The organism is Streptomyces sp. NRRL F-4489, assembly GCF_001509485.1.
In the GTDB taxonomy this organism is placed as follows: domain Bacteria; phylum Actinomycetota; class Actinomycetes; order Streptomycetales; family Streptomycetaceae; genus Streptomyces.
This window is the reverse complement of record NZ_LLZI01000124.1, coordinates 75,399-101,281: the sequence shown is the minus strand read 5'-3', so window position 1 is coordinate 101,281 and position 25,883 is coordinate 75,399. Positions and strand designations below refer to the sequence as shown.

Genomic DNA, 25,883 nt, shown 5'->3' with positions numbered 1-25,883 from the left:
GCAGCCAACTCGGTTGGCCTCTGGGTGGTTTATTTGAAGACCTTCACTGCGGTCTTCTTCGGGCGCTTAGGTGCGTCCGTAGGGCCGCGCTCGTAGGAGTCGACCCAGATCTTCTTTCTGAGGGAGTTCTCGGGTCCGTAGTGCTGCATCCTCCAGAACCCGGAGACCTCCTGCCGGTAGTCAAGCGCGCGTCCTGTGGCCGCACTGGGGTGGCCAGTTGACGACTGCTTGCGCGAACGGGCGGTGACCTCGATCAGTGTCACGTCGAGTTCGCGGAGAGGGCGCCCTGTTCGTGTTGCCTTCTTCGCCTGCGCGGTGGTTGGCCGCGAAGTAGACATGGTGGCGAAGCGGGGCAGCGTCATCCGGTACCACATAGCGAGGACCGGGTAGAGGAGGGTGGGCGCGGCGTCCATCGCCTTTCGGGAGAGGATCACCTTGACGTGGTGGTCGTCGGCTTCCTGACCGAACCGGCCGTGAATGATCGGAATGAGAGGTCCCACGTGGCGCCCGGGGCGCAGGGGTGGGGCCTCCTTGGTTAGGCACCACGCGATGATCGTGAGCTTCCCCCAGGGGTCGCTGAGCCGGTCCCATGAGAAGACCCGGAAGGGTACCGGTTGGTCGTCCAGCGCGACGCCGAGGGTTTCTGGGTCCGAGTGGTCGAGCCACAAGAACCCCCGGGGCCCGGGGGCGTATTCGAGCATTCCGCTGTGGTCGTCGAGTTCGTCGGACATCCGGGCGGTCTGCCGGACCTGGCGGTCGGAGGCCCAGTAAAGCGGTGCCCCTTCCACCATCGATGCGATGCTTCCGCTCTCGTATTGCGAGTAGTGGTCGAAGACTTCGTCCCTGAGCTTGGGAAGCTGTCGTGGATGCACGTCGTACCTACAGCAAGTCGTTGTGGCCGAGTTCGGTCAGCTTGGCGTCGTAGCTCTTCCGTGCCTCGACCGCTCGACGGGCGTCGGGCATCGGGTCGGGCCGTGGCTGTGTCCACTTGTTACCGGGGGCCTCAGCGCCCGGCCCGCCGTAGGAGGCCAGGAAGTCCTCGAACTGCCGATCGCACCAGCTCGGCACCCACGCGCCACTACGGCAGACGTAGATCGCGTGGTACGTCGTGTCCGGATTCGTTCCGTCGTCGATTCGGCGAGGGACAGGAATGAGCGGGCCTGTCTCGATGCCATCGATCTTGGTGCGCCACGGCGGGTAGATCACTTCGAGCTGGCTGCCGAGTTCGTGATGTTTGAGCATCCAGGAGTCGCACTCCATGTACCCCTGGGCCTTCCACTGCTCCAGGGTGCCCTTGTAGCCGCAGTCGTGGTGGGCGTCCCAGAGTGAGACCTTCGACCACGCGCTGGCATCGAACCCGAAGGAGGACGGGACCAGCAGACCGGAGTGGACGTTGCTGTCGCCGTAGAGGAGCGGGGCTGGGTTGTCGCCGAAGTTGAACCGGTTCCAGAAGCCCTCGTAACCCTGGCACATGGGCAGGGGGAGGCCGTACCGGAGGAATCCCTCGGCCCGGATGTGCCAGATCATGTCGATCAGGAACTCCGACTCGGAGTGGGCCCAGTCGTACAGCAGCGCCGTCTCGTCGTGGGAGGCGCCGTAGGACGGGTTGGGGAAGAAGAAGTCCCAGTCGACGACCAGCAAATTGTATTCGTTACTCATCGCGGTCTATCGCTTTCTTGGATTGGGAGGGGTTCCAGTCAAGCTGGGTTAGGTGCTTTTCCAGTTCGTTGGCATTTGCGTACTTCCGCACAGTGGAGACTGACAGGCCGGTTCGTTTGGCCCATTCTTTTGCAGGCAGTACAAGGCCAAAGGCTTCGTAGCCCCTCACTGTCATGCTGTGTGTCATGCCTTCACGGGTGACGGTGGTAGCGGCGGTGATCGGGCCCAGCGGGCGCTCGGGTTTCGGCGTTGTAAGTGCCTTTTCCAGGCTCCACTTCCTGTGCCGCACCCGGTCGCGGAGGGTGTAGCGGTCGACGGTGCAGCGCTGGTCCTGCGTCCATTCTGATAGCGTCTTCGTCTCGTCGAACGCCGTGTACTGGTCCTCGTCTTCGGGCTTCCAGGCAGTCCAAGTCATCGCTTTTTCTATAGGCCAGCCAAGAACTTTGAGCCTGTAGTTCAGGGATTGCGGGGTGACGATACAGCGTTCGTCCCGTGCCCAAGCTCCTGCCGTCTTCGCTTCGCCAAAAGCCGTGTAGGTTTTTCGCGGTTTCCTGGGGCCGTGTCCTGTCTTCGGCGGGGTGGTCATTGCCTCTTCAAGTGGTACGTTCTCTTTCCGTACGCGTTTGTAGAGGGTGGGGAGCGAGACTTGGCAGCGTTCATCGCGGCTCCACTCGGCCAGACTCTTGGATTCGTCGAAAGCTGTGTACTGTTTAGCCACAGTCGACTCCTGGGTTTACCCGTAGCCGCTTCAGTAGGCGCTGGGACTCCGTAAGGACCTTCTTGCTGGCCAGGATTTCCTTGGGCAACTTCAGATAATCCTTGTATGCCTTGTCGAGCTGCTTTTGCAGGGTGACTCGTTCGCGGTTGGAATAACCGACGAAGCCAAGGACCTTTGCTCGCTGGACGGCTGTGGCCAGGTCGTCGACGGTGTTGAGGTCCTCTACCTTGAGCCGGTGCTGGAGCGTCCTTGCAGCTTCCCCGAGGCGGCTCTCCTCGCTGGGCACCATGTCCTCGTAGAGGTCGATGAACCATTCGCAGAGTTCCTCGACGTCGAAGATGACGGTGGTGTGGTACTCGTACACCTCGGCCGGGAACGGTTCCTTGGGGGCGGCGTGCAGGAGTTTGCGGTAGCGCTTGAATCGGGCCATGGTCAGGCCCGTCAGATCGCAGAACTCCTGGGCCGAGATCATGACGTAGTTCGGCATGCGGTGTCTAACTCTCCAGGCTGGTGCGGTACTTGCGTGTCTCGAACCAGGCCAGGGCAAGGATCTGGTCGAGGCTACGGGTGTGCAGGATGGGTGCGGGCGGGTTCGGGGAGCGGTACTTGCGGACGGTTCCGGTCAGGTCCTCGGGCTGTCACATCTCGTAGTTGCCCTGGCCGTCGTCGACGACGAGCCACTTGGGATCTCCGGCGATCTGGAAGGCGCCCACATAGAGGTCGGCGTCTTGGCCCTCCGGCTCCTGGTCGAGGTATCGCCAGTCGTATCTACGCTTCCACTTCCACTGCATGGTCAGCGGACCGAAAGATGCCAAGTATTCGCTGGCTGTCATGACGGTATTCACTGTCGCCTCCTGGACGCCGATCTCGTTCACTGGCTACTCGTGTAGGTGTCGAGATGCTCTTTCATACGGGCAGCCTCTTCAAGCAACCAAGCCTCCTGCAAGGAGGGATCGACCTCGAAGTTGGGGTAGATCGCTTCGAACTGCTTGGCAATGCTCCGCATGCGCTGGCTTCGCAAGAAGGGGTCTGCCATCTGTCCGGCCTCGCGGAAGTCCTTGGCCAGCTTCTCACCCTGGAGGATGTTGAGGACCGTCGTATTGCTTCCCTTGCCCGTGCGGTGCCAGAGCCCGACCATCGCCATCACGGCATTGTTGACGAACGCCTTGTACTTGCTGGCGGGATACTTGAAATCCGGCACGATGCCGTGGACCTCATAGGCCAGCTTGACCATGCGCATGTTCCGCAGACGGTCATCGACGCTGCGGTCCCGCATGACGGCCATGAACTCATGCACCTTCGCCATGAAGGCGTCATTGTCGAACTCGGGGTACTTCTCCTGCCGCTTGCCCCAGCTCCAGCCCGGCAGAGCTTCCAGCAGCTCGATACGAGAAGGCAGCAACGTTCCCTTCTTGTAGTTTCTCTTCTGGGCGGCGGCAAAATTTCCCAAGGCATCGCCCTGCGGGGTTACGTAGGTGCTCGTAGGCATCGCGCCCGTGAACTCCATGTACGCACGCAGCTTTCCGTACCGTGCGAGCCACGGCTCGGTGGTACCCGTCAGAAGGTGTAGCTGGAGGGCGTCGTGCAGCTTTTCTCGGACCACGGCATCATCGCCGAGAATGTCGATGGCACTGGGCCACGAGATCGGCTGCGCCTTGTCGCTGAACTCCTGCTCGCCGAGTTCCACGCGTGCATTGGTCAAGGCGGCGTCCATGCGTTCGTCATAGTCCCGAAGGCTGGAGAGGACGGCCCAAACGTGCCGGAATTCGCTGGCTGCCAGAACAGCCTCGGCGCTCTCCCCAGGGGCAAGGTAGACGGGCAGAACGATGACGGATGGCTGGTCCTGGCCGGGGTGGAGCCGCAGCGCCCGGCCGACCGCCTGGACAATGGCAACCTTACTGGTCTTGGGGTCCGCGAAGACCACGCTGTCCGTGCGCCTAACGTCGATCCCCTCTGTGAGGACCGCCACGTTCGACAGCACGGTGGCGCCCCCCTCGGCAGGGTGCGCGAGCTTATCGAGAGCCTCCTCCCGCTCCGCCGGGCCACTGAGGCCATCGACGTGCAGTGCCTGAACAGGCACGGAGGTGACCTTCGCTGCGGTGCTCGGAAGGGTCTTGGTGAAAGTCCGGGAGCGATCCCGGCGGCTATGGAAGGCGACGATGCTCTTCACACCGTACTTCTCGATGGCGCGAGCGACCGCGATCTGCGCGGCGATCTGAGAGGTGGTGGTCTCCTCCTGGGTCGGCATCCCCTCCTGGGAGAGGAGCACCTCGTGGACCTCGGCATCGGTCACCACGACGACCGCCACCCGGAAATCCGAGAGAAGCTTTTGCTTGATGGCCGCCCCAAAGGTCAGCTCATAGACCAACTCCCCGTAGAGGGCGGGGTTGTCCATGCTCACAACGTCTTGGGTGCCGTCACCAGCAGGGTGGACTTTCCTTGTCGCGGTCAGCGACAGGCGCGTACGACAGGGGATGCGCTTGTCGTCGAGGACGACGGCGGCTTCCTTCTCCCCGGCACCGGCGGTGTGATGCGCCTCGTCGAGGACCATGACGTCCAGGCCGGGCAGGTCAGGGTGAGCCTCATAAGCTTCGGCGACGCGAGCGGCCGATTTATAGGTGCACAGCATCAGCCGGACACGCTCGGAGTCGGCGGCGAGGAACTCCGCGATCTTCTCAGGATCTGTGGTGGCAGCCGCCTCACCCACTGCGGGGTCGCTATAGACGAGGAGACCATCCACACCACCCTCAACGTCATGGTGCCAGTCCAGATAGGTCTGACGAAGCAGCGGCTTGGTGGGGACCAAGAGCATGATCCGGCCGGTCTCTCCGGCCCGCTCCAGGGCAGCTAGGCGCCCGATGAGAGTCTTGCCCGTACCACAGGCCAGAACGGTGAGCGCGCGGCCCGCTGGTCCGATGGTGCGAATCGCTTCGAGCGCTTCAATCTGGTGCGGACGCGGTTGCACGACGCGCTCCGTCCTTTCGTGTCTTGTGCGGGAATCAGAGAGAGAGGGAGGGCTCGGTCAGTAGTCGTCGTTCCAGCGCTCACCCGCCACCGCGGGGTCGAACCAACCGGGCGGCACGTCCGTGTCGGGGTAGCGCTCCCGCACCTTCCGGGCGTGTGCTTCGGACGCGTCATGGCCCGCCTGGCACCGATAAATGGTCGCCCCGGTGCCCGCCCGCGAAGGCTGGCCGGTGACGAGGCCCTGGCAGGTGTGGCCCTCTGTGCTCCGGTCAAGACATTGGCGGGGCTTGGTGAGCAGACCGGCCTCCCACAGCGAGGTCAGCAGACCGACCTGAGCCTTGACCTGGGCGCCGATGATGGCGCGGGCAGCGTTGATGTGAGCCGGGGAGTCGTCGTTGTAGTACTCCTCGACATCCTCGGGACGGACTCCGACAAATCCGGCCCGATAGGGCTCCATCCAGCCGGGCATGGTCCACGGCTGCCGGTTAATGATCTCGTCCATGGTGCTCCCCCTATGGGTGCAGGCTAGTCGTACCTAGAGATTCAGGAGTTCGGCTTCCGGCGCCCGCCGCGCTGGACGGGCGTGGTCAGGGCCTCCTGCACACTCATCCCGCGCTTCTTGAGCCGGGTGCTGAAGGTGGCCAGGGACAAGCCGTCGATGCGGGAGGGGTGCTCGTACCACTCCCGGGCGGTCTTACTCTCGCCGTTCCACTCGAAGCGGTCCTTGTCGTAGTACTCACCGGTCTTGCGGCCCTGGCGAGGGTTGGGGTCGAGGAAACGACCATTGGCACTGTTGCGGGGCTGAGCGGGCGCCTCACCAAGGTCATAGAGACGCTGATCGATCCCGCCGTCCGGCCAGAAGATTGTCTCAACCGACTGCGGGCCGAAGATTCGCTGCCCCTTGGTCGAGTCCAAGCGGTCGACGGAGTCACCGAGCCCCAGATCCACCACGACCTTGCGCACCGGGTTGGGGCCCTTCTCGGCCTTCAGAGCGTTCTGCCGCAGCCACTGCGCGTCGTAGTGCTTGCCGTTCTTGTACAGCTCCGCCGTCGCTGCCTCGGCCGCCTCGTCGAAGTCGACGAAGTCGTTCAACTCGTTCATCTCCTGCTCCCCTTGTCGTCGATTGAGTCCCCCTGGGCGGAGGTGTGAGCGCCCTGCCCGGTCATACGCCGAGTGACTGGCGGCCCGGCACAGGGCTGTCGTACCTACCGGCCGAGCCAGACCCGGCGGTCGTCCCCCCACAGGTAGACGTAGTGCAGTTCGCGGTCGAAAGCCTGAACGCTGCCTGCCTCCGAAAGTTCCTGGATCAAGCTCGCCAGGACGAGCGCCTCGCCGCGCTCGTCGGTGTAGGGGCCGGGCCGCATCTGCTGGAGCTGCTCGTCCGTGCGGTAGTGCCGGGACTTGCGCAGCTCCCCGCAGACGGCTTCCTTGACCTTCTCGAACCGGGCCTGGCCCTCGTCGGTGTCGAGGTCGAGTCCCCTCGCCGCGTCGAGGTGCTGGTTGATGTCCAGGGTCTCCTCCCAGACGTTGACCGGGCTCATCGCTTCTTCTCCTTGTAGGTGACCGGGCGGATCACCACGTCGTTGGGGGTGTCACCGTCACCGAGCAGGTCGGTGGAGACCCAGTAGGGGCGCACCCACTTCAGCTTCTCAATCTCGCGGCCGGGACCGGTCCAGAACGTGCGCCAGTGCCCCTTGCGCTGATGGGGCCGCTGCCGGTGGCCGGTGCCTTCACCTTCCCTCTTCTCACGGGTGTCAGACTGGCGCTTGGCGGCGTGCAAAGCGGGGCCGAGACGGAAACCCACCTTCACGACGGTGTCGATGTCACCAGGGCGAGGGCGCCGCTGCTTCTTACCGGACTTGGTTTTGCCCGTTCGGTTGACGGACGGCTGGTAGACCTCGGTGTCCGGCTGGTCCGTACACACGTACAGCAGGCTGTTGAAGACTTGGGTGACGTAGCGGCGCAGCCAAGATTCGAGCTTGCTGTTGTCGTCCTCGCCGAGATCCTTGCTGAAGTGGAATTTGGCGACGGTCTCATTGACCACGTCGTCCACGGTGAGGCGCTCGTGGCGCAGGGGAACGGTGCAGCGCAGCGTCTGGAACACCCGCCCCTTCTCTTCGTCGTCTATCCAGCCGACGAACATCAACCCCAGGTCCTCACGGCGCTCGTCCGCTGTGGAGCAGAGCCGTCGGGCATTGTCGAACCGGCCGAAGACCATCGCGCCGAGCGGCACCCCGATATGCGTACGGAAGTAGGCGATTTCAGGGTCGTTCATTTCGGGCTTGGGCAGCAGAATGAACGGGTTGGCGTGCGGCAGATCCTGGAGCACGGAGGTGGGGATCTCACTGACCGACGACTGAGCCAGGTAGTGCAGCATCAGGTCATCCATCGCGTAAACGACCTTCGACCGGCTCCACAAGCGATGGATCGCGTTGTCCCGCGCAGCTGCCATGAAGCTGCGCCGGACCTCGGGGTGCTGGGGGAGGAACGGCAGCAGGTGCTGGGGCACGCGGACATCGTCGCGTGCCTCCAATAGGCAGGCGGCGTATTCGCATACCCCTGGAACGGAACTATGAAGGGCGATATCCCCGACCAACGCTTCGATACACAGGCGGGCGGTTTCAAGAACTTGCTTGGTGGTCCGACGGGCCAGTGTTTCCTCGCTCATGCGTCCTCAGTTTTCCGTGGAGCGGTTTCGCTCACGCTCGTACGCCGTCAAAAAACGGCGATCATCTACAGAACGGTCCTGAAGGAGTTCGCGCTCCCGCCGGAGCCTGCCAAGCTCATCCTTCAGATTCGTCTCTCTCGCGATAATCCACTTGATACGCATCTCGTCCTCGCGGATTCTCGCAGAAACGATGTGGTACCGCTCATCACGGTCCTCGGGCTTTCGGTACACCCGCGCCAATTCCAGGCGCTTTTCCAAAAACGGTTCCATCTCGGACCGGACCCAGTAGCGATCGAAGGCACCGTGACCCCGACCTTCCATGCTATCAGGGCTACGCCACTTCACGCACACGACCTTCGGCATATCGGCATGGCGTTTCTTCCACGTATTCAGCGCGCCACGCGTATAGCCCGTCCGATCCAGGATCTCTTGGGAGGAGATCAGCTCGTCCTCGCGCCCCTTGTACTCCGGGCGGTACCACTCATCACTCGGCATGCTTCGTCCTCTATCGCCTCCAGCAAATACGAGTCATCGTAGCTGTCTCTGGGTTCGTAGTACCAGGACAGTCTTTACTGGCTGGGGAAATACGGACGGACGTCAGCGGGCAGCCAGCGTGCGCACAGCGTCAGCAGGTCCCGGGCGGCCAGCAGCCGGGCGTACTGGCTCAGCCCGCTCATGCTCGCCTCCAGGGAGCCAGAGAGCGGCCAGTGGAGGTTCTGCCGCGCCCGGTCGATCAGCTCCAGCACCGCCGGGTGGTATCCGTGCTCCTGGTACACCAGCCGGGCCGCCCTCGCCGCCTCCGCCTTGTGGAAGTCGACGAGGTTGCGCATCCCGTTCCGCTGCATCTTGGTGATCGTCTCGGCAGGCGTCTGCGCGGTCATGCTCTCGGTGATCCTGGTCGCCTCGTTCTCCAGGTCCTGGAGCCGTCGGGGCAGTGTTTGCAGCTCGAAGCGCCACCGCTCGAAGCGGTCGTAGTCGTAGCGGGCGTCGCGGTACGCCTTCCAGATCGCACCGTCGCGCCACTCCATCTCCAGCACGGCGTCGATCAGCTCGTCCTTCCGCTGCGGCCACCGGCCGGACGACAACGCCATGTGCAGTTCCGCCAGCTCGTCGACCTTCAGCGCCTGCAACACCGGCTTGCGGGAGTGCACCAGGCGCTTGCGGTGCATGTCCTCGTAGTCGCGCAGTTGCTCCCAGAGCTTGTCGATCTCGGCGGCCTGCGTCTCGAACTCGGGCAGCGACACGGCGTCGACCAGTTCCTTCATCGTCTCCACCCGCGTCCGCAGCCACGGGTCGACGATGTTCAGGTAGTCCTTCTCCGTCATGACGTCCTCACATGGGCCAGGGAGCAGTGAACGGCCTATCACCGGCCACTGACATCCGTCCGGAAAACAAAGACGGCAGCACGCGAGGAACCAGCTACGCGTACTGCCGTCAGCACCCTGCGCCGGAATCGAACCGGCGCTCAGCCCACCAGGGCCAGGGTTGTCGTACCTATGCCGCGAGAATCTGTCCTGCCGGAACCTGTATCTCGACCAGATCCCGGAGGGTGAAGAAGGCCAGGCCGCTCTCAATCTCGTTCGCCGTCGACTTCTCCTCATCGACGTACCGGACGGCCACCCAGCAGGGACTCATCCAGTCGGTCTTCTCCATGATCATCTTGGTGAGGTCGCTGTCGTCCCCGAAGTTCCCAGCGACGTCGTCCCCTTCCTTCCAGACATCGAAGACCTCGCGCCACTTCCCGTCCACCTTGATCGTGTCGCTCTCCAGCAACTCCTCGGCGCGCACCGTGGCCGTCGTCCAGAACTGCCTGCTCGGGGCTGAGGCAACAGACACCGGGACCGAGGTGACGTACGGGGCCTTCTTCTTGTTCCTGCGACGGCTCATCGCTGATGCTTCCTCTTGGTTGTCGTTCGTTCGCTGCGTCAGAGCTATCAGCCCCCTATCTCGATGTGTTAACACCGGATGCGGAGGCGTCGTACCTAGCGCACCGGCTCGTAGCCGGGACCGCGCAAATCGAGCTTGAGCAGCATGGTGGTGGCCTCCTCGACGGCCTCCATCAGCGTGCTGCTGGTGTAGTCACCGGAGAAGTTCCCGTCCGGAGCGCCGCTGCTGTACAGGTACCAGCCGGGGTCACCCCGCTCGGCCTTGGACCGGCGCCGCTTCTCCAGCTCGTACGTCACGCCGAATAGCTCGGCCTGGTACTTGCCGCTCTCCTGGCGCTCCCAGCCGATGCCGCCGTCGGCCTCGATGAGCTTCTTGCCGCACCACTGGATGCGCTTAGCCATGGACCGGCTCCATCAAGGAGGCCAGGGAGCGGTAGCGGGCACCAAAGGCGGTGGCGGCAGCGCCCGGGTCGGAGCGGTAGGTGCCCAGGTCCCACTCGCTGGGGGTGCCCTCGGCCGGGATGGTGGCGACGACGAACTCCGTCTCGCTCTTCTGGGCCAGGATCAGACGGCGCCCCGCGACGGGAGCGATCAGCTTGACCTCCCACCCTCTGATCATCATCGGAGCCGCCGGAGCAGCCGGGACGGCGGGCACGTAGATCCGCAGACCGTTCAGACGCCCGTCGGCGAAGGTCCCCTTGGCCTGCGCGACGATGCCCTCGGTGCCGGGCGGGTAGTTCTCCTCCATCGCGGCGTCGCTGGCGGCTCCGTAGGTGTCGAAGAGCACGCCGCCCGCCCGCTCCACACGGGCCTGGTCCGCCTTGAGGGTCACCGCAACTTCCTCAACGGCCCTCGCAAATCCCATGCCGCCGCCGGAGTGCTGAACCAGGGTGTACTTCGTTGCCATCGTCTCTCCCAGTGTTTTCGGGCATGAAAGAGCCCGGCCGGGGATTCGAACCCCTACACCCCATACATCTCGGACCGGGCAGGTAAATCAGGTAGTGCTGTTACTCGCTGAACTCGACGCTGAATGCGCTGGACGACTCAGGGCGGATGATCAGAGGGCTCGCCCCTCGAACGACGAGCTTTCCCTCCTCGACATGTGCCAGCACCCTGCCTTGATACGGAACACCGTTCTCGACGAGACGGAAGCCAACTCGTGCGTCACGCGGAAGCGGCGCGACGGCTTCGTGGGAGGTGACCCAGTACGTGTTGGAGTCCGGCTTCCCTCCCTTCAGCTCCGCCACCTGCTCGCGTTCCGCCGCAAGGTCCCGGCGGAGCTTACGCAGCTCCTCCTGTGCCCACTTCGGCAGACGTGCTTCGCGTTCAGCGTTGTCGGCCTCACTCATCTCGCTTACTCGTTCCCTCGCGCTGTGGTCGGGCTGCCGTCTAGTCCATCGTCATGGCGTGGAGCCACTCATCCCAGGGCATACCGTCGATCAGGAAGTCACCGGGGGCACCCGTGATGTCCTCCGGCTTCAGCGTGATCTCGTGCTTGGTGGCCTCGGAGATGATCACCGACTTGTCCTCGGTGCTGCTCAGTGCCGCGAACGGGTTCACTTCGGATCTCTCTTCTTCTGGATATCTAGGGGCCCGTCGTACCCATGCGTGCGGGCGACCCAGCGGGCAGCCGCATCGTAGGTAGCAAAGCCCTCCTTGTACTGCCCGGCCGCCGCTTCGACGTCGGAGTCTTCGTAGATGTCGGCCCAGTACTTGCCGTCGCTCCGGCCGAGCCGGGCGCCGCCGTTCGGCAAGGTCACCAGGGCCACGCCCGGTTCGACGATGTCGACACTGACCACCACCGGCTTGTCCATGATCAGTCCCGCACGGTGGCGACGAGGTCGGCCTGGAGGAGTTGGAGGGAGGTGCCGTCGTCCAGCGTCAGCACGTGGCCCTGGACCAAGTCCTCGGCAAGGCCATCGGCGGACGAGGTCAGTCCGGCGTACCCGCACTCAACCGACACGCGTCCCACCCTCTCCAGTGCGTCCCGGGCCACACGCTTGAGCAAGTCGGACGAGACCGTGTTGCCTGTGTACAGGTGCGGCCCCAGCGGCGTCCACGGCGTGCGGATCTCCCGGGTGGCCGGGTCCATCTCCTGCACCAGGAGCACCCAGGTGTCACCCACCACGCGCGGTGCGTTGTTCAGGGCGGCATCGGCATCCTCGTTGGCCTTCGCCAGACCGGCCTCCAGCTCGCCGAGGATGCGCCGACTCTCCGCGTCCTCGGCGAGCTGGGCGAGGCGCTTGACCGCCAACTCGTAGTGCCACAGGCGGCTTTCGAGCCTTGCCTTCTCCGGATCAGTCGCGCTCACGTTCACAGCTCCCTTACGGAAATCTCGAAGGAGTACACGTTGTACCGCTGACCGTCGGCCGGGAGGTCAGCGTTCAGCTCCTTCTGCCGGTCGACGGCCGCACCGACCTCCTCCCACGCGTCGAACTGCTTCGACGTCGGGTCCTTCAGGGCCGCCTCGTATGCCCATCGGGCACCGGCCGTGCTCTTCGCCACGACGAACCAGGACTGGATCTCGACCCCGGCCGCGGCCTCGTCGATGATCCGCTTGGCTTCCTCGCGCAGGTGCTCGTCCTTGATCTCGTTGGGACTGTCGTAGTCGCCCTCGTGGACCCCTTCGACCACGGACCCACTCAGCACGTAGCGGTAGTCCGGTTCGCCGTTGACCAGGGCGACGAGCATGTACGGGGCCCACTCGTCGTTCGCGATCTTCTGCTTGGTCTCCTCGCGCAGGTCCTCGCTGTCCGACCAGTCGTCGGTTACCTCGAAGTCCTCGTCGATCTCGATACGGATGCCGATCTTGGCCTTGGGCATGTGCTCTCCTCGTGCTGGAACTGGATCAGGGTGGGTGCCCGGCGGAGGACTCGAACCTCTACGCCCCGGAAATCTCGGGCCGGGCGGCGTCGTACCTACAGCTCGCGCCATACCTTGGCAGCCGCGTCGAAGTAGTGGATCGACGTGCAGCCTGCGTTGGGCGTGCCGAAGTCGTCGAGCGGTGCGAAGTCGATTTCGCCGCCCTCGTCCTCCTCGGAGGTGATGATCCTGCCGGTGTAGTTCAGCACGCGGTCATCGTCGTACATCCGGAACGTCCGGCCCTCACCGTTCCGCAGCCGCTCCGCGATCTCGGGGCCGATGTTGCCCGGCCCAATGGTGCCGGTCTCGGTGCGCCCCTCCATTGGCTCGTGCTCGATGTCGATGATCCAGCCGTAGGCCCCCTCGGGGGACTCGTTCGCCACCATCTGACGGACCACCTCAGCTCCCGGCATGACGCTGTTCCTTTCCTCGCTCCGTGTCGCACTTCTTGCAAAGGCAGTAGACGGCCGTCGGTTTCCAGGTGTGAGGATCGGTGTCCTCGTAGCAGACATTCTCGTCGTCCCCGCCGCAGTCCCGGCAGCGGTCAGAGTTGTCCACCACGATCACGAAGCCCTGCTCGTCGTACCTACGTGGCACAGCTCTTACCATCCACTCGCTTGATCCAGAACGCCTTGCCGCCGCTCCCTGGGGCGTAGAAAACCTCACCGGCCTGCCCGTGCTCGCGCAACTTGAAGCCGAGGGACTCATCTCCAATATGGTCACGGACGCGCTCGACATCGAGGACCAGGTTGCACCAGGCACACGAGCACCCGACCCACTCAGGATCATTGCCGAAGTGATCGCACCGCTCCGCCCACTCGTCGATCTGTTCGGTCAACAGGGCCTCCAGCGCCAGGACCGCGTCCTCCGCGTCCTCGACGCACTGAACATCGTCAGCCTGCGGCGCCCGCCCGACCAGGTTGAAACCGACGTGGTAGTGGTGAGCCATCCCTACGGCCCTTCCATGAGAAGTTGCTGGATCTTCGCTGCCTGAGCAGCCGTAATGTCCATCCACTTCGTATGCCCGTCGGCACCGGATCGGAGCTGCACCTTGTAGGAGTCAGCGGGAGTCATCCGATCAAACTGCGCAGCAACGTACTCACTGTCACTGGAGGGCAACAACCGTTCGAAGTTGTCGAGCACCGTGGCATGGACCACCTGCCTGCCCTTGTGCCGAAAGACAGCAACTTCCCCGCCGCGCAGCTCAAGCCACAACGCCTTCGACTTGGCGGCTGCCTCATCCTCGAAGTCGCCCAAGGCTGCCCAAGCGGTGCTGCCCGACTTCTTCTCCCAGAGGCTGTACGGACCGCTGGCGTAATCAAGCACTGCCGACAGCCAGTCCAGCTCACGCCCGAACGCAAGCCGCCACGCCTCCAGCCGTCCCTCAGCGCTACCGATCCACTCACCCCGGTAGCGCGCCACCCACTGCGGGCCGTTAAGACTTCCCGTGAACTCCAAACGCACGGTGTACGTCTCAGAGGGATGAATCATGTCCTGCCCACCTTGAACTCGTCGTCTTCGGCTTCGTCGATGAGCCGTCTGTGCTGCTCACACCAGTCGCTCCCGGCTTCCTTGTCCACGGCGCAGAACTTCGGACCGTTCACGGTTCCATACTCGGTCTGCCAGCCACACAGCGGCGAGTCCTTCGGAGGCTCCGCACCGACCGTCTCCACGCCCTGGCACCAGGCGTGCCATTTGCCGAACATGTCCGGCGCTGCTGTGTGCTGGTCGTGCTCGCCGCCGCACTCCGCGCACAGCTCGAACTCAAAAAGCTCCGCGAGGAACTCTTCGGCCGAGACGCCGTCGATGAACAGCGGAAGCTGCTCGCCGCTCATCCGTGGTGCCCGAACGCTTCGGCCTCAGCGCTCGTCATGAGCGACAGCTCCCCGGCGTCCCACACGAACTCGTAGTCGTTGGGAGCCAGGGCCTGGAGGAAGTCAGTGGCCTGGTCGCTCAACCCACCCTGACCGACCATGGCCTCCCACGAGTTCTCCGACGCCGACGGACCGTTCTGGCGGTAGTCCTCCAGCGCCTCCTCGTACTCCTTGGGCACCACGAAGCCGTACGAGACAGCCCGGCCCACAACTCGGTGGTTGTTGGTCCAGCCCTGGGAACCCTCCAGCCAGCACCCCGCATCAGAGGCAGTGATCTTGGCGTCGGACATGCGTTACTCCTCGTTCGAAGGCAGCCTAAGAGGCCGCACTGACAGCGGGCGGAGACAGACGAAAGCCCCAGGCCGGATTCGATCCGGCACCGTCGCGGCGTGTCTGGGGCTGGTGGATCAGCGGTAGAACTTGACCTCACGAATCAAGGCAGCTTCCGCCTTGTCGAGAGCGTACCCAGGTAACTCCTCGACGCCCTCGATCACCGCACGCCGGAGACGATGCCCACCATCGATCATGATGTACGTCGCCTCTTCTCCCTTACCGGAGACGTCCACGAAAATCAGAGGCTTGGAGATGTCGACCGTCTTCGCATACTCCTCGTCGACGTTGTAATTGACCAACGGAATCTTTCCATCCGCCTGATACTCCTCCGGAGTCTTCGCAAGCCCCAGAGCCCTGGCCCACTCCGACACCTTAATCCTGTGAGTCTCCCGCGGAGAACGTTCAATGAGCCGCCATGCGGCATCGATGTCATACCGGAACGGGGGAGCGTGGAAATACTGCTTTTCCTTCGCCGCCATGTCGTACCTACCTTCCGCTCGGGATGTTGTCGGGGCTCCAGAAACAGTGGAGCTGACCCGAATTAGGCTCGGTGATGAAGACGTCCGGGCTATCGCTGACTAGATACTTGCCGAACGCCTCGTAGTCGAAGAAGGATCCACCAACTTCGTTGAACCCATCCCAGTGTTCATCGGCCCAGTCCATCGCCACTTCCACGGCATCCGTATACGTGCGCTGAAAGGCACGCTCAGCGGCGTCGAGATTAGCGAAGGACCAAAGACCCTTTTGGGAGGCGTGCAGATGCTCGATCAGATAGCTGACCACGACAGCGACGACCGTGGCATCGTGATTCTGGCGACCGTAGATGTCCATGAGTGCCGTCTGGAGGCTGTCCTGCGGCTCACCCCAGCCCCACTGCCGCTGTTCCTCCAGCGCCGTACGGATCTCCGATTCAGTAAACAAACTCTCCTCCAAAACAAAAGCCCCCGGAATGATTTCCGGGGGCTTTTAGAGATACTGATTGGACGCGCGCTAACCCATCGAGTCAGCCTGCGCCGTTCAGGACAGCGTTCTTGAACTGCTCAAATTCAGGCCCCAGGAACCGAAGGACGTCGTCATGGATTCGGCGCTGTGCATCCCACTTCTCGAAGGCGCACAGCGCAGCCCCGAAGCCCTGGGACGTGTCCTGGGTTTTCATCGCCCACTCGCGCCAGTCAGCGTAGGACTCGACATCGACAGCGTCGTGAATGGCCGACTCCAGGACCTCCGCCACCGTCGGGGGAGTGAGTTCGCCGCCGTTGTTCTTGCGACTCAGCGCAGTCACCTGCCCATACCCCCGATAAAGCATCGTTCGATTATTGCTGGTAACGCCGTACAAGCTGGGCTCGCCCTCGATAGTGAGGAAGCAGTCGTAAACGTCATAGTCGAACCGTTCGCTCTTGCTTGGCGTGGTCAGCCCATCTACCGAATGGGTGTAGACCGACGTCATGCGGATGTTGTTCGCCTGAATCAACTCAGCCAATGTGCGCATGTCTCTCCTTCTGCCATCCGGAATCCAAGGACAGCACTCTCCCGGCCCCACGATTCGGGGCCCGGTGCGGGTCCCAGTACCACCCGCTCTCCCATGACAGAGGCGCCGGACTCATCCGGGGCGGGGGTTGTCGTACCTAGGTGAAGCCTCACTCAGCGAGCACGAGCGTGACCTGTTCGAGGGCACTCTTTCGTGAGCGCCCACCTTCGAAGTGCTTGCTTTTGTGCCGCACAACCCATCCAGACACAGCCCCTTCCGTTTCCGCGCGCGTGTATCTCTCAGCCTCGGCCAGGACAGGCGTACCCGAAAGCCTCCTCGCAGACGTCAGTGTCGGCCGCCTCTACACCGGAGCAGTTCTCGGCTATGTGCCGGTCAATCTCCGACTCGCAGTCGTCCACCAGGGCCAGAGGAACTTTCCCCGACGTGGACAGCGCGGCGAACCGAATGCCGGAGGTGCCCGACGACTGGAACCACGACGCGATCGTCTGCGCACACTGGTCCGAGATGATCTCGCCCTCGCCGTAGTTCCACCTGCCCACCTCCTCGACGACCTGTTCGCTGGAGAGGTGAGAAACAGCGGCACCAAAGGCCATGATTAGCATCAGGCATTCTCCTTCTGGCGGGCGGAATCGAAGTTGAGCAGGTTGATGACCATCGGGTAATAGGTGGCCTTATCGTGGTTCAACAGCGGGGGCGACAGCTCGTAGTCGAGGGCGGCCCACAGCTCACGGTACACAGCCTCGTCGAAGTACAGATTGCGCAGCTTGTGGCGCTCCGGCCGGGGCATGGGCTGATAGCACGGCTCGGTGTCGTACCAATCCGCCACCGCCTTGGCCTCTTCCTTCGCCCGCTCCTCGTCGATCGGGGTGCAACTCTGGTCGCACTCGCAGCCGTACGCGCAGCACGGGCACTCGCACTCGGAGACGTGAACACCCTCGGACCCGTTGCAGTGGCCGATGTCCCAGCTCACCGAATTGGTGATCTCTCCGGTCTCCTCGTCCTTCTCGTAATACACGCTGTCCGACCACATGCTTCCGCAGTGGAAACAGGTCACGTACTCATCCCCGGTCACACGGTGGGACATGTCACATCCTCCCCATTCAAACTATGCGCCGTCATAAAAGCGGCGTGGCGGACCGTGGGGGAATCGAACCCCCACCCTTTCGGGCAACCATTGGGCCCCGCTAATTCACTTCCTGTGTGCTTCCTCGTGCCGCTCGCAGCGTTTCTGCGCTTCTTCCAATGAAGACAACTCCAGGCACACCAGCTCAGTTGCCGGAAGATTCTCTGGAACCTTCACCCAAGCTGTATACGTCCACGTCGGAGACTTCAGCGCTCCATCCGGCTCGAAGTACGGGAGGCGCGGAGAAAGAACGCCGACCACGATGTAGCTGGTGTCGCCAATGGTGGCGTGCCATTCCCGGTTCCCGTCCCAGCCCTCCGACTGGGTCAGATCCTTCTCGATCCACTCAGTCACGGTTGTCCCGGTTCTGCCAGAACGCTTCGCTCCGGTATGCCTGGCGATCGTGGCCGTCGAGGCCGTCCCACCATTCGTCGCACGCACGCTTGAACTCCTCGTACGTGGACTTCTCAACGAGAGAGCACCCGAGCGCCGTGACCGCTGTTTGATCACCGGGCGCCATGAACACATCGATGTACAGGCCACGGTGCCAGACGAACTTGATGCCGTTCGGGCGGATGTACGTCAGCGTCCGGTCCCACTGTCCAGACGCAACAGCGTCCAGCGCCGCCTCGTACTCCTCCTGTACCTCAAAGGCCGGGTCGGTCGGTCCCCCTTCGCCTCCCTCAGTGAATTCCGCTCGCTTGCTGCCCAAGTGGATAGCGCAAAGATCCTTCTCAGCCTCCTCACGACGACCGTCACGGTGCGTCCAAGCGAAGAAGACACGGGCGACGGCCGGGGTCTCGTCGTCGCAGTACCGGCAGAGTTTGATGGTCATGGTCACGTGCTCCTCGACGACGGATGACGTAGTTCGGGAACGTTAGTGGCGGAGTGACGGCTACGTCAGGCGGCGACCTTGATCAGGTCCCGGCGGGTGAAAAGCACCTGGTACAGCACACCGATGCCGCCGACCGGCCAGAGGTCGGGGAACGCGGAGCTGTAGACGTGAAAGGTCACACGACCATCAGTTTCCCACGTCTTGATCCGGCCCGAGGCCACAACCTGATCAGCGATCACGTAGGTGAAACTCCGGTTGATGTAGTTCGTCATGAACTCTCTCCCGTGTCCAACCGACGGGCACCGTGCCCGCACGGCTCGATTTGGGGGACGGACGGCAGATTTCACCGCCCGTCCAAGCACACTGACGGAAAGCGGGGTCAGTGACGGGGGTCTTTCACGTAATAGGTGTAAAGAGACCGGGCGTAACGTCCCGCACCAACCGAAACTTCCATGAAACCCTCAGCGAGCCCGACGGTACACCCGAGCCCCGTGTACTCCTCCATCACTCGGTCGTACGTCACGGTAGAGGTAAGCGGAAGGACGACCTCCCCAACACCGAGCACCTGGGCGGAAGCGAAGTGGAACTTCTGCCCTTTAAGCGTTTCCAGCATAGTTGGACCTCCCGTTATCGGTGACGAATGTATGAGTTCCCGGAGGAGGATTCGAACCTCCTACACCCCATGGTTCTCGGTCCGGGACCAAAGTTTGTGGAAGTCCCTCGCACTCTCTGTTCTTATGGGAAGGGTCATCATGCGAGCGACCGCCCGCGCCGTCAGCCACACTCTGTCGTCTGTGCTGTCACTTCACAGCGATAACTCAGACGAGTACCTAGGTGACGTAAACGCGGGTTTCTTTTGCGACGGTTGCGTGGGACACCCCTGCCCTATTGCCTGTTTGCGTCGCCGCTCTCAGCTTCGATCGCTAGGGGTACCTTTCATGCTCGCTTACTCCGGCATCCTATCGGATCCTTCGTCGCTTGCGGCATGGTTCGGCCGTCGGCCGTCCGCTTGTTAGGCGGAACGGACTTTCTCACGCATCGGATGCAGTCCTCGGCAGTTCGGACCTTGCTGACTCCCGGTCATAGGGAGTGGCCTTATTCCGCTTGCCGATTTTTGCCCTGTACGCCTTTATTCTTTTCTCAAGGAACCGCACCATGCGACATATCCGCACTGTGTCAGCTTTTGCCTACCGAGCGCACCAGGTACAAAAGTGGCCTGGTTACGTCCAGCCGGTAGGGACAGGTAGTCCAACCCGTCTTGGTCCCGCTGATCACGGACTCATGCTGAGCATTACCGGGACTGCGCAGTACGCACCGCACGACTACAAGGGAGACTTACTTAACCCCTTACTCACGGTGCGCCATGTCCTTTCGGACCCCGGCGTCACATGGCTCTCGAAAGAGGATGGGACTCTTAGGGAGAACCAGGTCGAATCCGCCGCTAACAGCTCGGTGTCACCGACCGTTGAAAGGGCCCCGAAGAGTCCTTTCGGTATTGCTGTGCCGACCTAGGGGAGCTGTCGTAGGGCTATGAACCCCATGTCAGCTTACCTAGAGTAATGCCCGGTTGACGGCTGTCGTAGCCCGCTTCCCGCTCTTGCCGTGACTTACGCTATCAGACTGGCTTGGGGTTGAGAACCCTGTGTCAGTCTGCGAAGCCCTGCCGCCCGATCGGCGCCGCACTGGCCGCCTGTCGTTCGGCGGTCTCGACCTTACCAGACTGTCTCAGGGTTTAGAACCCCCTGACGGCCTGTCCAGTCGAGACGTCCTCTGGCGCCGCCTAGTGGGCATTCATTCGCATCGTGCGAATTACTCGGGCCCGCTGGACTGCGCTTTCTGGGGTGTCCCGCCCTCCCGCCGTGGTGGCCGGTGGGGTGGAACGAGAGCGACAGTACGGGGCTGTCGCACCCCAGTCAACCCCAAGTCAGCCGACACCTACTGACCAGGGGCGACGCTACGACGCCCGGAAGGAGGCGGGGGGCCCAGGGCCCCGACGAGTCGCTGAGGCTCTCTGAATGCCATTCCGCGCCCCATTGCCCCGCGCACTCCCTGTAGGCCGCTGAGGGGCAATGGGGCGCGCCCGCACCCAACGCGCGGCGGACGGGGCGCCGCCGCGCGTTGGGTGCGTCCTATGGCGCACCGCATGGGGCGACGAACGGCGGGGAAAATAACGGGGCGTCAGTTGATCAAGGCCATGGCTGCCATAACCATGCGTAACGAGGGCCCAGCCTGCCCAGTGAGATTGGTCTACCTTTATACGTCGTTCAACGACCCGGCCTATGTGGCTACGCTGTGCGAAAGTGTCCGGGGAAAGATTTTCGGGGGCCGGGGCATGGTGGTCCCTCTACCTGTCCATATACCCATAGGCATCATGGGGAGCCAGGAGGCGTGTCGGCGTCAATCTCGTGACGCTATGTGCGTAGCAACTCGCCGTAATGGCTGACGGCTCGTTTGTCAGGGGTGACCCCCAGCGCACAGACAGTAACGGGCAGCAGTATCAGCTACGCAAGGTGAGGAAAGGTCACCCTTACCTGACGCGTCGTCAGTAATGCGCAGCGTGAGCGCCATCGGCTACCTACCGTGCTCGTTTGCTCTCGGTGCGTCGTAACTGATAAGTCGTCAGCTTGACAAGCTCGGACATTACGGCTACGTCGAGCCGAGAACTTAGTCCAAACACTGATTTGGTTGTAGTGATATCTCGCATACACGGACATTGCGCGCTTTTCTCGGCGGCGAGGTGACATGCCGTCAGCTAGTGATGTGCGTCACTAAGGCTGACCTTATGTCACGTAGAGCCACCCCCCACCCTTAAATGATCAAGCGTGAGGCAGCCCCCCTGGTCGCTCCCACGGCTGGCCATCCCCTCACGCAAGGCAGTATCAGCACATTCCGTCGACAATGCGAAGCGTCACGTCCGCTCCGGCGACTTTCGGCACTCAGCGTTGCCGACGGGCCGTCAGTTATGGCTTTCTGTGAAGTAGAGGGAAAGTCAAGCGCTACTTTCAGCGACGGGCGTCTGATGGGGCGTCAGGCCCGGTGGAGGGCAAGAGAAGAGCCCCGGCGGGGAAGCTGGGGCTCTTCGGAGCAGTCGGACGTCAGCGGGCCTGGCAGTACAGATCACGCCACTGGTGTTGCTGCCGGGTCTGCCTGGTCCAGCAGCTGTTGCGCGATCCGCTCTCCACGGTCCATGGAGAGGTCGACCTTGACCAGGACGTCGCGCTGCACGATCGAGGGGAGGAGCAGTTCCCAGAGCACCTTCAGGCGGTGTGTCAGCTGCTGGCGCCCGTCGAAAGCATTTGAGACATGCTGAATACCTGCGAAGGCGGCGACGAAATTCCAGCTCACATCGCTGACGTTGACGTGGGCGCGTAGCTCTCCCTTCTCCTGAGCTGCTGTGAGGATCACGGTGACGAAATCTATCCACATCCGTGTGGAGCGGGTGCGGTCGAAATCGACCTTTCCCTGCTCCAGCGCCAGACTGCTCGCTCCGCGCTGCACTGGATCTTTCCTCAGCTGGTAGGCGAGGAAATAGCCCGCGTCGACGAGCTGTTGCGTTGCGATCTCTTGAGGTGGGATGGGGGCCATCTCTGTCAACTGGGCCTCGATGACGGCCACCCCGATGGACTTCTTGTCTTCGAAATGGTGGTAGATGGCTCCCTTGGTGACTCCCGAGCGCGCGGTGATGTCTGCGATCGTCGTGTCGGCGTATCCGACTTCGTCGAAGAGCGCCCCGGCGGCTTCCAGGATCTTTTGTCGTGTTCGTATCGCACGGTCCTGTTGGGGACGGGTTGGCTTACTCACTTGGCCTCCGATCTTGGTGAGTGGGACGAGCTGCTTAGGCGCACCAGACTCCTCGGCAGGCTGCCATGTAGAAACCGGGACCGTAGGCGACGACCGTGACGTTGGCGCCGTCGGCCGGGGGGGCGTCATGTGTCCGGGCGAGGATGTCGAGGGCTGCGGAGCCGCCGACGTTGCCGATTTGTTCCAGGCTGTTGTGGGAGTGTCTGGCTGCCTGGTCGTCGAGGCCGAGGGCGTGTGCGGTGGCGGTGATGATGCCTGGGCTGCCCGTGTGGATGATGGGAATGTCGGTCTTCCAGTCCCGTACCCACTCCGTCAGCTTCGGGAGGCACTCCTTGACGGCGGTGAGCGAGGCCGCGGTGGAGTCGAAGTGGACTCCTGCCGCGTCGGGGCGCGTGAAGTAGGCCGCGGCGGAGGTGGGCAGCCGGTACTCGAAAGAGGCGTCGATGCGCAGGCTGGGGGTGGTCGGTCGAGTGCTGGTGCCCAGGAAGGCGGCGGCGGCGTCGCCGAAAAGGCCCTTGAAGATCATGTGACTGATTTCGTGGTCCGCGTGGCTGTACGTGGTGCTCAGTGGCTCGGACACGACGCTGAGCACCGTGGCGTCGGGCCGGGCCGCCAGCATGTCTGCGGTCCTTGCCATGGCGAGTGCGCCGCCAGCGCAGGCGACGACGCTGAAGGGCATGCGGCAGACATCGGGGCGGAGGCCGAGGCGATCGGCCAGAGGGATGTCAATGCCCGGTAGCCGTCCGCCGGAGACGCTGTGGCTGGTGATGAGGACGTCGACCTCCTCGGGTGCCACGCCCTGGTCGTCCAGGAGTTGGCGTGCTGCGGCCTCGGCCATGTCGACGGCGTCGGCGTACGCCTGTGCAGTCCGCTCAGTGATGCCGATGGTGGGGTCGGCGGCACCGCCGACGTAGGGGCTGTGGAGAGGGTGGCTGAAGTAGCGGGTTCCCACCGCGGATCGTGTGATATGGCGCGGGATCGTCCGGATCCGGGGATGGGTGGGGTGGTGGGCCTTGATGTCGTTGACGATCTCCTCGGTGAGCACCTTGTGGGGGGCCAGTGCGATGGCAGGGCGGGATATGTAGGCGGGTGCCATGGGTGTCCTCTGCGGTGAAGGCGGTTGGGACTGAGTAAAGGCGAGGTCAACTTACGCCAGTGTTTCGGCCACGTGTGACTGCGCTCTGATGCGCCGCTGGGGGCGTGGTCTGTGCTTGGACAGGAGGAGGCCGCCGACGCGGGCGCGGGGTGATTGGGTCGGGCATGCGGAGAGCAGTGTGACCCAGATGTCTCCGAGGAGGTGATGGCGTAGGGGTCGGCAGTCGCCGTCGGTTTCGGTATAGGCGCGGGGGAGGGCGGCGTACATGGGCCCAACCGTTGGGTCTTCACGTACCGCGTGGTCGATTTCGAGGAGCACGGGGTCGTCCCGGAGCGCCTCCCGCGCTGCGCGGAGTTCAAGTAGGAGGTTGGGCGCCCAGTACCGTTCCCATCCGAGGAGGGTGTTCTCTCGGGCGTCGGGGTCCAGCAGGCCCCACCGCAGGTGGTTGCGTGGGGGTTTGCCGGATCGGAAAACGTTGGCCCAGGCGGTGTTGTAGGAGAGGACTGTCCAGCACTGGTCACTGGTCCATGCTGGGTGGGGGATGGCCTCGATGAACTCGGCCCAGGCAGCGGGGACTTCGAGGCCGGAGTGGGGTCGGATGGGGTGTGGTGGGTCGCAGTCCAGAGCGAGTCGGCACAGGTCGGCCCACTCGACCTCGGACATATTGAGGAGCCTGGCGACGGCGGCCAGGAGGTCGAGGGCGGGATGGGGGAGTTGCCCCTGCTCCAGGCGGCGGTAGGTCTGGACGGAGTGGTGGATGCAGGCGGCTACTTCGTGCTGGTAGACGCCGGGTTCCTCGCGTGGAGCGAGGCCGATGTCTTGCGGCCAGGTGGCCCGACGCTTTGTGCGCAGCAGGCGGCGCAGCTCTTCACGTGCCATGGGGTCGCGCCCTTATCAGAGGTGTCGTGCGTTGGGAAGGTCTGTTAGTGCTCAGATTTTGAGTACTGGTGTGCGAATACGGCCGGGATCGTTCTTCGTCACTCTGAGTGCTCGTGGAGCAGTCGGAGATCGGTGGAGTTTGACAGGCGATTCGCTGTATCTCCCCGTAATTTTGGTGCAACCGGCCATGGGTGGGCCGTCTTCTGGGTCTCGGGTCGTCGGCGGCGGGTTGTGGTGCCGTCCGGTTCGTCACTGTGAGTAAAACCAACCATGTGCGACGTTTTCGCTAGGGTGCCGTGCTGTGGGTGCGGAGACTATCCAGCCTCTCGCTCACTGGGTTGAATGTATGTTCGGATGAACTCGAACCATAGTGGGGCATACGCCGTCACTCGGGACACAGGGGGTGCAGATGCGAGGGTTGTCGGGCGACGATGCGACCCCGGTGATCTCCGAGGCGGCTGCGCAGAGCGGAGGGGCGTCGGTGGCTGAGGTAGAGCTGCGGATCGGGTCGGACGAGGCTGAGATTGCGTGGGTGTGCGGGCGGCTGCCGAGCCATGGTTATCGGGTGAACCGGCTCACCGGGGAGGTCGTCGTCATGGTCCGCGAAGAGGATCTGAGGGACATGCTGTCCAGTCGCCGCGCGGTGAACGCGGCCTGAGCGAGGGAAAGGGGGCGGGCCCCCAGCGGTTGCCGACTGGTACGGCGGCCTGCTGGGGGCCCGCTGCTTGTGTATCGGAGAGCAGCGACAGGGTTGTACGGGGCCCCGGCTTCTTTGATCAACTGTTACCGTTGGGTGTTGCCTAACAGTTGTCGAAGAGTTGATAAGTTTCGGCGGTGCTGCCTCTGTGGCCTATGTGGCAGGCGGCCGGGCAGGCCCTCGTGGCCGGGAAGGGATTGATGAGGAAGAGCTGCATGCGCCGTCTGCCGACTGGAGCGCTGTGCGGTGCGCCGGTCGAGGGGCAGGCGTACAGGGTGGAGCTGAATCAGTCGCACATACTCGATCTGTGGCGTTGCGGGCCGTGCGCCATCGACTTGGACCGCGCGCTGTTGGAAACGCTCTCGGATGCGGACGGCGGTGGCAAGCCCCTGCGTGGCAGGCGGTACATGGACCAGTCGGGTGTGCTGGCGTCCTCGGATGACATTCGCGCCTGGTTCGAGTTGCTCGTTCAGAACAGTCCCGACCTGCTCCCTGCGGAGCACGTGGCGACCATCAAGTCCTGGTCGGAGGCCCCGCCAACCAAAAAGTTGGGGCGGGTCAGCAACGAGCTTGTCGAACTGTGGGAGCGGCTTCGGCCCGAACTTCACGTCGAGGCCAACTGGGACCCGGTGAGCCCAACCCAGGCGTTCGAAGGTCTGAGGGCGGCGCTCATCGAGGATCCGACCCAGTTCACGGTGCAGGAGCGGGCCATGATCATGGGGCTGCGCAGCAACGAGGTCCCGCCGATTGCGCTCCAGGTGTACGGCCGTATCTACGCGTCGCAGCAGCGTGTGGACCAGCTCGATCAGCAGTCATAACAGGCGTGGTGACGCGACAAAAGGGCCCGCCGACGCGGGCCCTTTCTGGCTTTCCGGAAGACCCCAACACCTGTTGTTAAGTTGAACATCTGTTTCTCACTTGTTAGTGTCCACCTTGCGTAGGTGGTGCTGGCGACCGCCATCACGGAACCGGCGCAGACGCCGTACGCCTTGGTGGGGG

The 25,883-nt window shown here is 63.3% G+C and carries 38 protein-coding genes and 1 tRNA gene; 2 read left to right on the top strand and 37 right to left on the bottom strand.

Annotated elements, in window-relative coordinates; translation table 11 throughout:
• Positions 1–29: 29 nt before the first annotated feature.
• The 37 genes from ADL22_RS12720 to ADL22_RS33825 form a co-directional block, all read right to left on the bottom strand.
• Entirely contained in the window at positions 30–872 is an 843-nt protein-coding gene (locus ADL22_RS12720) for a hypothetical protein (protein ID WP_159048650.1), read from the bottom strand.
• 7 nt (positions 873–879) lie between these two features.
• Positions 880–1,659, bottom strand: coding sequence for a hypothetical protein (locus tag ADL22_RS12715; RefSeq protein WP_159048649.1), 780 nt, complete (start codon positions 1,657–1,659; stop codon positions 880–882).
• Complete coding sequence (locus ADL22_RS35330; protein ID WP_159048648.1) at positions 1,652–2,377, bottom strand: hypothetical protein; 726 nt, start codon at positions 2,375–2,377, stop codon at positions 1,652–1,654. The genes ADL22_RS12715 and ADL22_RS35330 overlap by 8 nt, the downstream gene beginning before the upstream one ends.
• Positions 2,370–2,864, bottom strand: coding sequence for a hypothetical protein (locus ADL22_RS12710; protein ID WP_066977349.1), 495 nt, complete (start codon positions 2,862–2,864; stop codon positions 2,370–2,372). Before ADL22_RS12710 ends, ADL22_RS35330 begins: the two co-directional genes overlap by 8 nt.
• 151 nt (positions 2,865–3,015) lie before the next feature.
• On the bottom strand, positions 3,016–3,252 hold the full coding sequence (locus tag ADL22_RS12705) for a hypothetical protein (protein ID WP_066977346.1): 237 nt from the start codon (positions 3,250–3,252) through the stop codon (positions 3,016–3,018).
• Positions 3,249–5,342 carry a DEAD/DEAH box helicase gene (locus tag ADL22_RS12700; protein WP_066977343.1) on the bottom strand — a complete coding sequence of 698 codons (2,094 nt, stop codon included), beginning with the start codon at positions 5,340–5,342 and terminating at the stop codon, positions 3,249–3,251. Before ADL22_RS12700 ends, ADL22_RS12705 begins: the two co-directional genes overlap by 4 nt.
• A gap of 57 nt (positions 5,343–5,399) precedes the next feature.
• A complete protein-coding gene (locus ADL22_RS33830; protein ID WP_079064071.1) occupies positions 5,400–5,843 on the bottom strand; it encodes a hypothetical protein in 444 nt (147 codons plus the stop codon).
• 41 nt (positions 5,844–5,884) lie between these two features.
• On the bottom strand, positions 5,885–6,442 hold the full coding sequence (locus ADL22_RS12690) for a hypothetical protein (RefSeq protein ID WP_066977341.1): 558 nt from the start codon (positions 6,440–6,442) through the stop codon (positions 5,885–5,887).
• 104 nt (positions 6,443–6,546) lie between these two features.
• Entirely contained in the window at positions 6,547–6,882 is a 336-nt protein-coding gene (locus ADL22_RS12685; RefSeq protein WP_066977338.1) for a hypothetical protein, read from the bottom strand.
• Entirely contained in the window at positions 6,879–8,009 is a 1,131-nt protein-coding gene (locus tag ADL22_RS12680) for a hypothetical protein (protein ID WP_066977335.1), read from the bottom strand. Before ADL22_RS12680 ends, ADL22_RS12685 begins: the two co-directional genes overlap by 4 nt.
• A 6-nt stretch (positions 8,010–8,015) precedes the next feature.
• Positions 8,016–8,504 (bottom strand): hypothetical protein, encoded by a 489-nt coding sequence (locus ADL22_RS12675; RefSeq protein WP_066977332.1) that lies wholly within the window; start codon positions 8,502–8,504, stop codon positions 8,016–8,018.
• Positions 8,505–8,578: 74 nt separating this feature from the next.
• A complete protein-coding gene (locus ADL22_RS12670) occupies positions 8,579–9,334 on the bottom strand; it encodes a hypothetical protein (RefSeq protein ID WP_066977329.1) in 756 nt (251 codons plus the stop codon).
• Positions 9,335–9,503: 169 nt separating this feature from the next.
• A complete protein-coding gene (locus tag ADL22_RS12665) occupies positions 9,504–9,896 on the bottom strand; it encodes a hypothetical protein (RefSeq protein ID WP_066977325.1) in 393 nt (130 codons plus the stop codon).
• Positions 9,897–9,991: 95 nt separating this feature from the next.
• On the bottom strand, positions 9,992–10,297 hold the full coding sequence (locus tag ADL22_RS12660; RefSeq protein WP_066977322.1) for a hypothetical protein: 306 nt from the start codon (positions 10,295–10,297) through the stop codon (positions 9,992–9,994).
• A complete protein-coding gene (locus tag ADL22_RS12655; RefSeq protein ID WP_066977319.1) occupies positions 10,290–10,727 on the bottom strand; it encodes a hypothetical protein in 438 nt (145 codons plus the stop codon). The genes ADL22_RS12660 and ADL22_RS12655 overlap by 8 nt, the downstream gene beginning before the upstream one ends.
• Before the next feature lie 175 nt (positions 10,728–10,902).
• On the bottom strand, positions 10,903–11,244 hold the full coding sequence (locus ADL22_RS12650; protein WP_066977316.1) for a DUF7239 family protein: 342 nt from the start codon (positions 11,242–11,244) through the stop codon (positions 10,903–10,905).
• A gap of 40 nt (positions 11,245–11,284) precedes the next feature.
• Entirely contained in the window at positions 11,285–11,455 is a 171-nt protein-coding gene (locus tag ADL22_RS35325) for a hypothetical protein (protein WP_159048647.1), read from the bottom strand.
• The gene (locus tag ADL22_RS12645) at positions 11,452–11,709 is read right to left on the bottom strand and encodes a hypothetical protein (RefSeq protein WP_066977313.1); all 258 of its coding nucleotides are present in this window, start codon (positions 11,707–11,709) and stop codon (positions 11,452–11,454) included. Before ADL22_RS12645 ends, ADL22_RS35325 begins: the two co-directional genes overlap by 4 nt.
• Before the next feature lie 2 nt (positions 11,710–11,711).
• Positions 11,712–12,206: a hypothetical protein gene (locus tag ADL22_RS12640; protein WP_066977310.1), complete on the bottom strand. Its 495-nt coding sequence runs from the start codon at positions 12,204–12,206 to the stop codon at positions 11,712–11,714.
• A 2-nt stretch (positions 12,207–12,208) separates the two neighbouring features.
• On the bottom strand, positions 12,209–12,718 hold the full coding sequence (locus ADL22_RS12635) for a hypothetical protein (protein ID WP_066977308.1): 510 nt from the start codon (positions 12,716–12,718) through the stop codon (positions 12,209–12,211).
• Positions 12,719–12,813: 95 nt separating this feature from the next.
• Entirely contained in the window at positions 12,814–13,170 is a 357-nt protein-coding gene (locus ADL22_RS12630) for a hypothetical protein (RefSeq protein WP_159048646.1), read from the bottom strand.
• Positions 13,171–13,343: 173 nt separating this feature from the next.
• Positions 13,344–13,706 (bottom strand): hypothetical protein, encoded by a 363-nt coding sequence (locus ADL22_RS12625; RefSeq protein ID WP_066977302.1) that lies wholly within the window; start codon positions 13,704–13,706, stop codon positions 13,344–13,346.
• 2 nt (positions 13,707–13,708) lie between these two features.
• Complete coding sequence (locus tag ADL22_RS12620) at positions 13,709–14,248, bottom strand: hypothetical protein (RefSeq protein ID WP_066977299.1); 540 nt, start codon at positions 14,246–14,248, stop codon at positions 13,709–13,711.
• A complete protein-coding gene (locus ADL22_RS12615; RefSeq protein ID WP_066977296.1) occupies positions 14,245–14,592 on the bottom strand; it encodes a hypothetical protein in 348 nt (115 codons plus the stop codon). The genes ADL22_RS12620 and ADL22_RS12615 overlap by 4 nt, the downstream gene beginning before the upstream one ends.
• Positions 14,589–14,921 (bottom strand): hypothetical protein, encoded by a 333-nt coding sequence (locus ADL22_RS12610; RefSeq protein WP_066977294.1) that lies wholly within the window; start codon positions 14,919–14,921, stop codon positions 14,589–14,591. Before ADL22_RS12610 ends, ADL22_RS12615 begins: the two co-directional genes overlap by 4 nt.
• Positions 14,922–15,038: 117 nt before the next feature.
• Positions 15,039–15,443: a hypothetical protein gene (locus ADL22_RS12605; protein WP_066977291.1), complete on the bottom strand. Its 405-nt coding sequence runs from the start codon at positions 15,441–15,443 to the stop codon at positions 15,039–15,041.
• Between the two features lie 7 nt (positions 15,444–15,450).
• The gene (locus tag ADL22_RS12600; RefSeq protein ID WP_066977289.1) at positions 15,451–15,897 is read right to left on the bottom strand and encodes a hypothetical protein; all 447 of its coding nucleotides are present in this window, start codon (positions 15,895–15,897) and stop codon (positions 15,451–15,453) included.
• Positions 15,898–15,967: 70 nt separating this feature from the next.
• Entirely contained in the window at positions 15,968–16,453 is a 486-nt protein-coding gene (locus ADL22_RS12595; protein ID WP_066977286.1) for a hypothetical protein, read from the bottom strand.
• A gap of 278 nt (positions 16,454–16,731) precedes the next feature.
• A complete protein-coding gene (locus ADL22_RS12590) occupies positions 16,732–17,055 on the bottom strand; it encodes a hypothetical protein (protein ID WP_066977283.1) in 324 nt (107 codons plus the stop codon).
• Positions 17,055–17,483 carry a hypothetical protein gene (locus tag ADL22_RS12585; protein WP_159048645.1) on the bottom strand — a complete coding sequence of 143 codons (429 nt, stop codon included), beginning with the start codon at positions 17,481–17,483 and terminating at the stop codon, positions 17,055–17,057. The genes ADL22_RS12590 and ADL22_RS12585 overlap by 1 nt, the downstream gene beginning before the upstream one ends.
• Before the next feature lie 99 nt (positions 17,484–17,582).
• Positions 17,583–17,661 (bottom strand) — tRNA-OTHER (locus ADL22_RS35320).
• The gene (locus ADL22_RS35315) at positions 17,643–17,930 is read right to left on the bottom strand and encodes a hypothetical protein (RefSeq protein WP_159048644.1); all 288 of its coding nucleotides are present in this window, start codon (positions 17,928–17,930) and stop codon (positions 17,643–17,645) included. Before ADL22_RS35315 ends, ADL22_RS35320 begins: the two co-directional genes overlap by 19 nt.
• On the bottom strand, positions 17,923–18,411 hold the full coding sequence (locus tag ADL22_RS12580; RefSeq protein ID WP_159048643.1) for a hypothetical protein: 489 nt from the start codon (positions 18,409–18,411) through the stop codon (positions 17,923–17,925). Before ADL22_RS12580 ends, ADL22_RS35315 begins: the two co-directional genes overlap by 8 nt.
• A gap of 65 nt (positions 18,412–18,476) precedes the next feature.
• The gene (locus ADL22_RS35310; RefSeq protein WP_159048642.1) at positions 18,477–18,683 is read right to left on the bottom strand and encodes a hypothetical protein; all 207 of its coding nucleotides are present in this window, start codon (positions 18,681–18,683) and stop codon (positions 18,477–18,479) included.
• A gap of 2,845 nt (positions 18,684–21,528) precedes the next feature.
• A complete protein-coding gene (locus ADL22_RS12570; protein WP_066977270.1) occupies positions 21,529–22,212 on the bottom strand; it encodes a ScbR family autoregulator-binding transcription factor in 684 nt (227 codons plus the stop codon).
• A gap of 34 nt (positions 22,213–22,246) precedes the next feature.
• Complete coding sequence (locus tag ADL22_RS12565; RefSeq protein WP_066977267.1) at positions 22,247–23,308, bottom strand: hypothetical protein; 1,062 nt, start codon at positions 23,306–23,308, stop codon at positions 22,247–22,249.
• A gap of 51 nt (positions 23,309–23,359) precedes the next feature.
• Positions 23,360–24,187, bottom strand: a complete 828-nt coding sequence (locus ADL22_RS33825; protein ID WP_079064069.1) for a helix-turn-helix domain-containing protein — start codon at positions 24,185–24,187, stop codon at positions 23,360–23,362.
• A 481-nt stretch (positions 24,188–24,668) separates the two neighbouring features.
• Between ADL22_RS33825 and ADL22_RS35305 the strand changes: the two genes are divergently transcribed.
• Positions 24,669–24,845, top strand: coding sequence for a hypothetical protein (locus tag ADL22_RS35305; protein WP_159048641.1), 177 nt, complete (start codon positions 24,669–24,671; stop codon positions 24,843–24,845).
• Positions 24,846–25,099: 254 nt separating this feature from the next.
• Positions 25,100–25,702 carry a hypothetical protein gene (locus ADL22_RS12550; protein ID WP_159048640.1) on the top strand — a complete coding sequence of 201 codons (603 nt, stop codon included), beginning with the start codon at positions 25,100–25,102 and terminating at the stop codon, positions 25,700–25,702.
• Positions 25,703–25,883 lie beyond the last annotated feature (181 nt).

Bases quoted from the DNA above. Each gene is read 5' to 3' on its own strand.
- ADL22_RS12675 (WP_066977332.1), bottom strand. From the start codon at position 8,504: ATGCCGAGTGATGAGTGGTACCGCCCGGAGTACAAGGGGCGCGAGGAC.
- ADL22_RS12610 (WP_066977294.1), bottom strand. From the start codon at position 14,921: ATGTCCGACGCCAAGATCACTGCCTCTGATGCGGGGTGCTGGCTGGAG.
- ADL22_RS12605 (WP_066977291.1), bottom strand. From the start codon at position 15,443: ATGGCGGCGAAGGAAAAGCAGTATTTCCACGCTCCCCCGTTCCGGTAT.
- ADL22_RS12685 (WP_066977338.1), bottom strand. From the start codon at position 6,882: ATGAGCCCGGTCAACGTCTGGGAGGAGACCCTGGACATCAACCAGCAC.
- ADL22_RS12670 (WP_066977329.1), bottom strand. From the start codon at position 9,334: ATGACGGAGAAGGACTACCTGAACATCGTCGACCCGTGGCTGCGGACG.
- ADL22_RS33825 (WP_079064069.1), bottom strand. From the start codon at position 24,187: ATGGCACGTGAAGAGCTGCGCCGCCTGCTGCGCACAAAGCGTCGGGCC.
- ADL22_RS12625 (WP_066977302.1), bottom strand. From the start codon at position 13,706: ATGGCTCACCACTACCACGTCGGTTTCAACCTGGTCGGGCGGGCGCCG.
- ADL22_RS12665 (WP_066977325.1), bottom strand. From the start codon at position 9,896: ATGAGCCGTCGCAGGAACAAGAAGAAGGCCCCGTACGTCACCTCGGTC.
- ADL22_RS12690 (WP_066977341.1), bottom strand. From the start codon at position 6,442: ATGAACGAGTTGAACGACTTCGTCGACTTCGACGAGGCGGCCGAGGCA.
- ADL22_RS12680 (WP_066977335.1), bottom strand. From the start codon at position 8,009: ATGAGCGAGGAAACACTGGCCCGTCGGACCACCAAGCAAGTTCTTGAA.
- ADL22_RS12590 (WP_066977283.1), bottom strand. From the start codon at position 17,055: ATGCTAATCATGGCCTTTGGTGCCGCTGTTTCTCACCTCTCCAGCGAA.
- ADL22_RS12585 (WP_159048645.1), bottom strand. From the start codon at position 17,483: ATGTGGTCGGACAGCGTGTATTACGAGAAGGACGAGGAGACCGGAGAG.
- ADL22_RS33830 (WP_079064071.1), bottom strand. From the start codon at position 5,843: ATGGACGAGATCATTAACCGGCAGCCGTGGACCATGCCCGGCTGGATG.
- ADL22_RS12550 (WP_159048640.1), top strand. From the start codon at position 25,100: ATGCGCCGTCTGCCGACTGGAGCGCTGTGCGGTGCGCCGGTCGAGGGG.
- ADL22_RS12645 (WP_066977313.1), bottom strand. From the start codon at position 11,709: ATGGACAAGCCGGTGGTGGTCAGTGTCGACATCGTCGAACCGGGCGTG.
- ADL22_RS12580 (WP_159048643.1), bottom strand. From the start codon at position 18,411: ATGACCATCAAACTCTGCCGGTACTGCGACGACGAGACCCCGGCCGTC.
- ADL22_RS12660 (WP_066977322.1), bottom strand. From the start codon at position 10,297: ATGGCTAAGCGCATCCAGTGGTGCGGCAAGAAGCTCATCGAGGCCGAC.
- ADL22_RS12565 (WP_066977267.1), bottom strand. From the start codon at position 23,308: ATGGCACCCGCCTACATATCCCGCCCTGCCATCGCACTGGCCCCCCAC.
- ADL22_RS35310 (WP_159048642.1), bottom strand. From the start codon at position 18,683: ATGACGAACTACATCAACCGGAGTTTCACCTACGTGATCGCTGATCAG.
- ADL22_RS12615 (WP_066977296.1), bottom strand. From the start codon at position 14,592: ATGAGCGGCGAGCAGCTTCCGCTGTTCATCGACGGCGTCTCGGCCGAA.
- ADL22_RS12710 (WP_066977349.1), bottom strand. From the start codon at position 2,864: ATGCCGAACTACGTCATGATCTCGGCCCAGGAGTTCTGCGATCTGACG.
- ADL22_RS12635 (WP_066977308.1), bottom strand. From the start codon at position 12,718: ATGCCCAAGGCCAAGATCGGCATCCGTATCGAGATCGACGAGGACTTC.
- ADL22_RS12715 (WP_159048649.1), bottom strand. From the start codon at position 1,659: ATGAGTAACGAATACAATTTGCTGGTCGTCGACTGGGACTTCTTCTTC.
- ADL22_RS12650 (WP_066977316.1), bottom strand. From the start codon at position 11,244: ATGAGTGAGGCCGACAACGCTGAACGCGAAGCACGTCTGCCGAAGTGG.
- ADL22_RS12620 (WP_066977299.1), bottom strand. From the start codon at position 14,248: ATGATTCATCCCTCTGAGACGTACACCGTGCGTTTGGAGTTCACGGGA.
- ADL22_RS12595 (WP_066977286.1), bottom strand. From the start codon at position 16,453: ATGCGCACATTGGCTGAGTTGATTCAGGCGAACAACATCCGCATGACG.
- ADL22_RS12630 (WP_159048646.1), bottom strand. From the start codon at position 13,170: ATGCCGGGAGCTGAGGTGGTCCGTCAGATGGTGGCGAACGAGTCCCCC.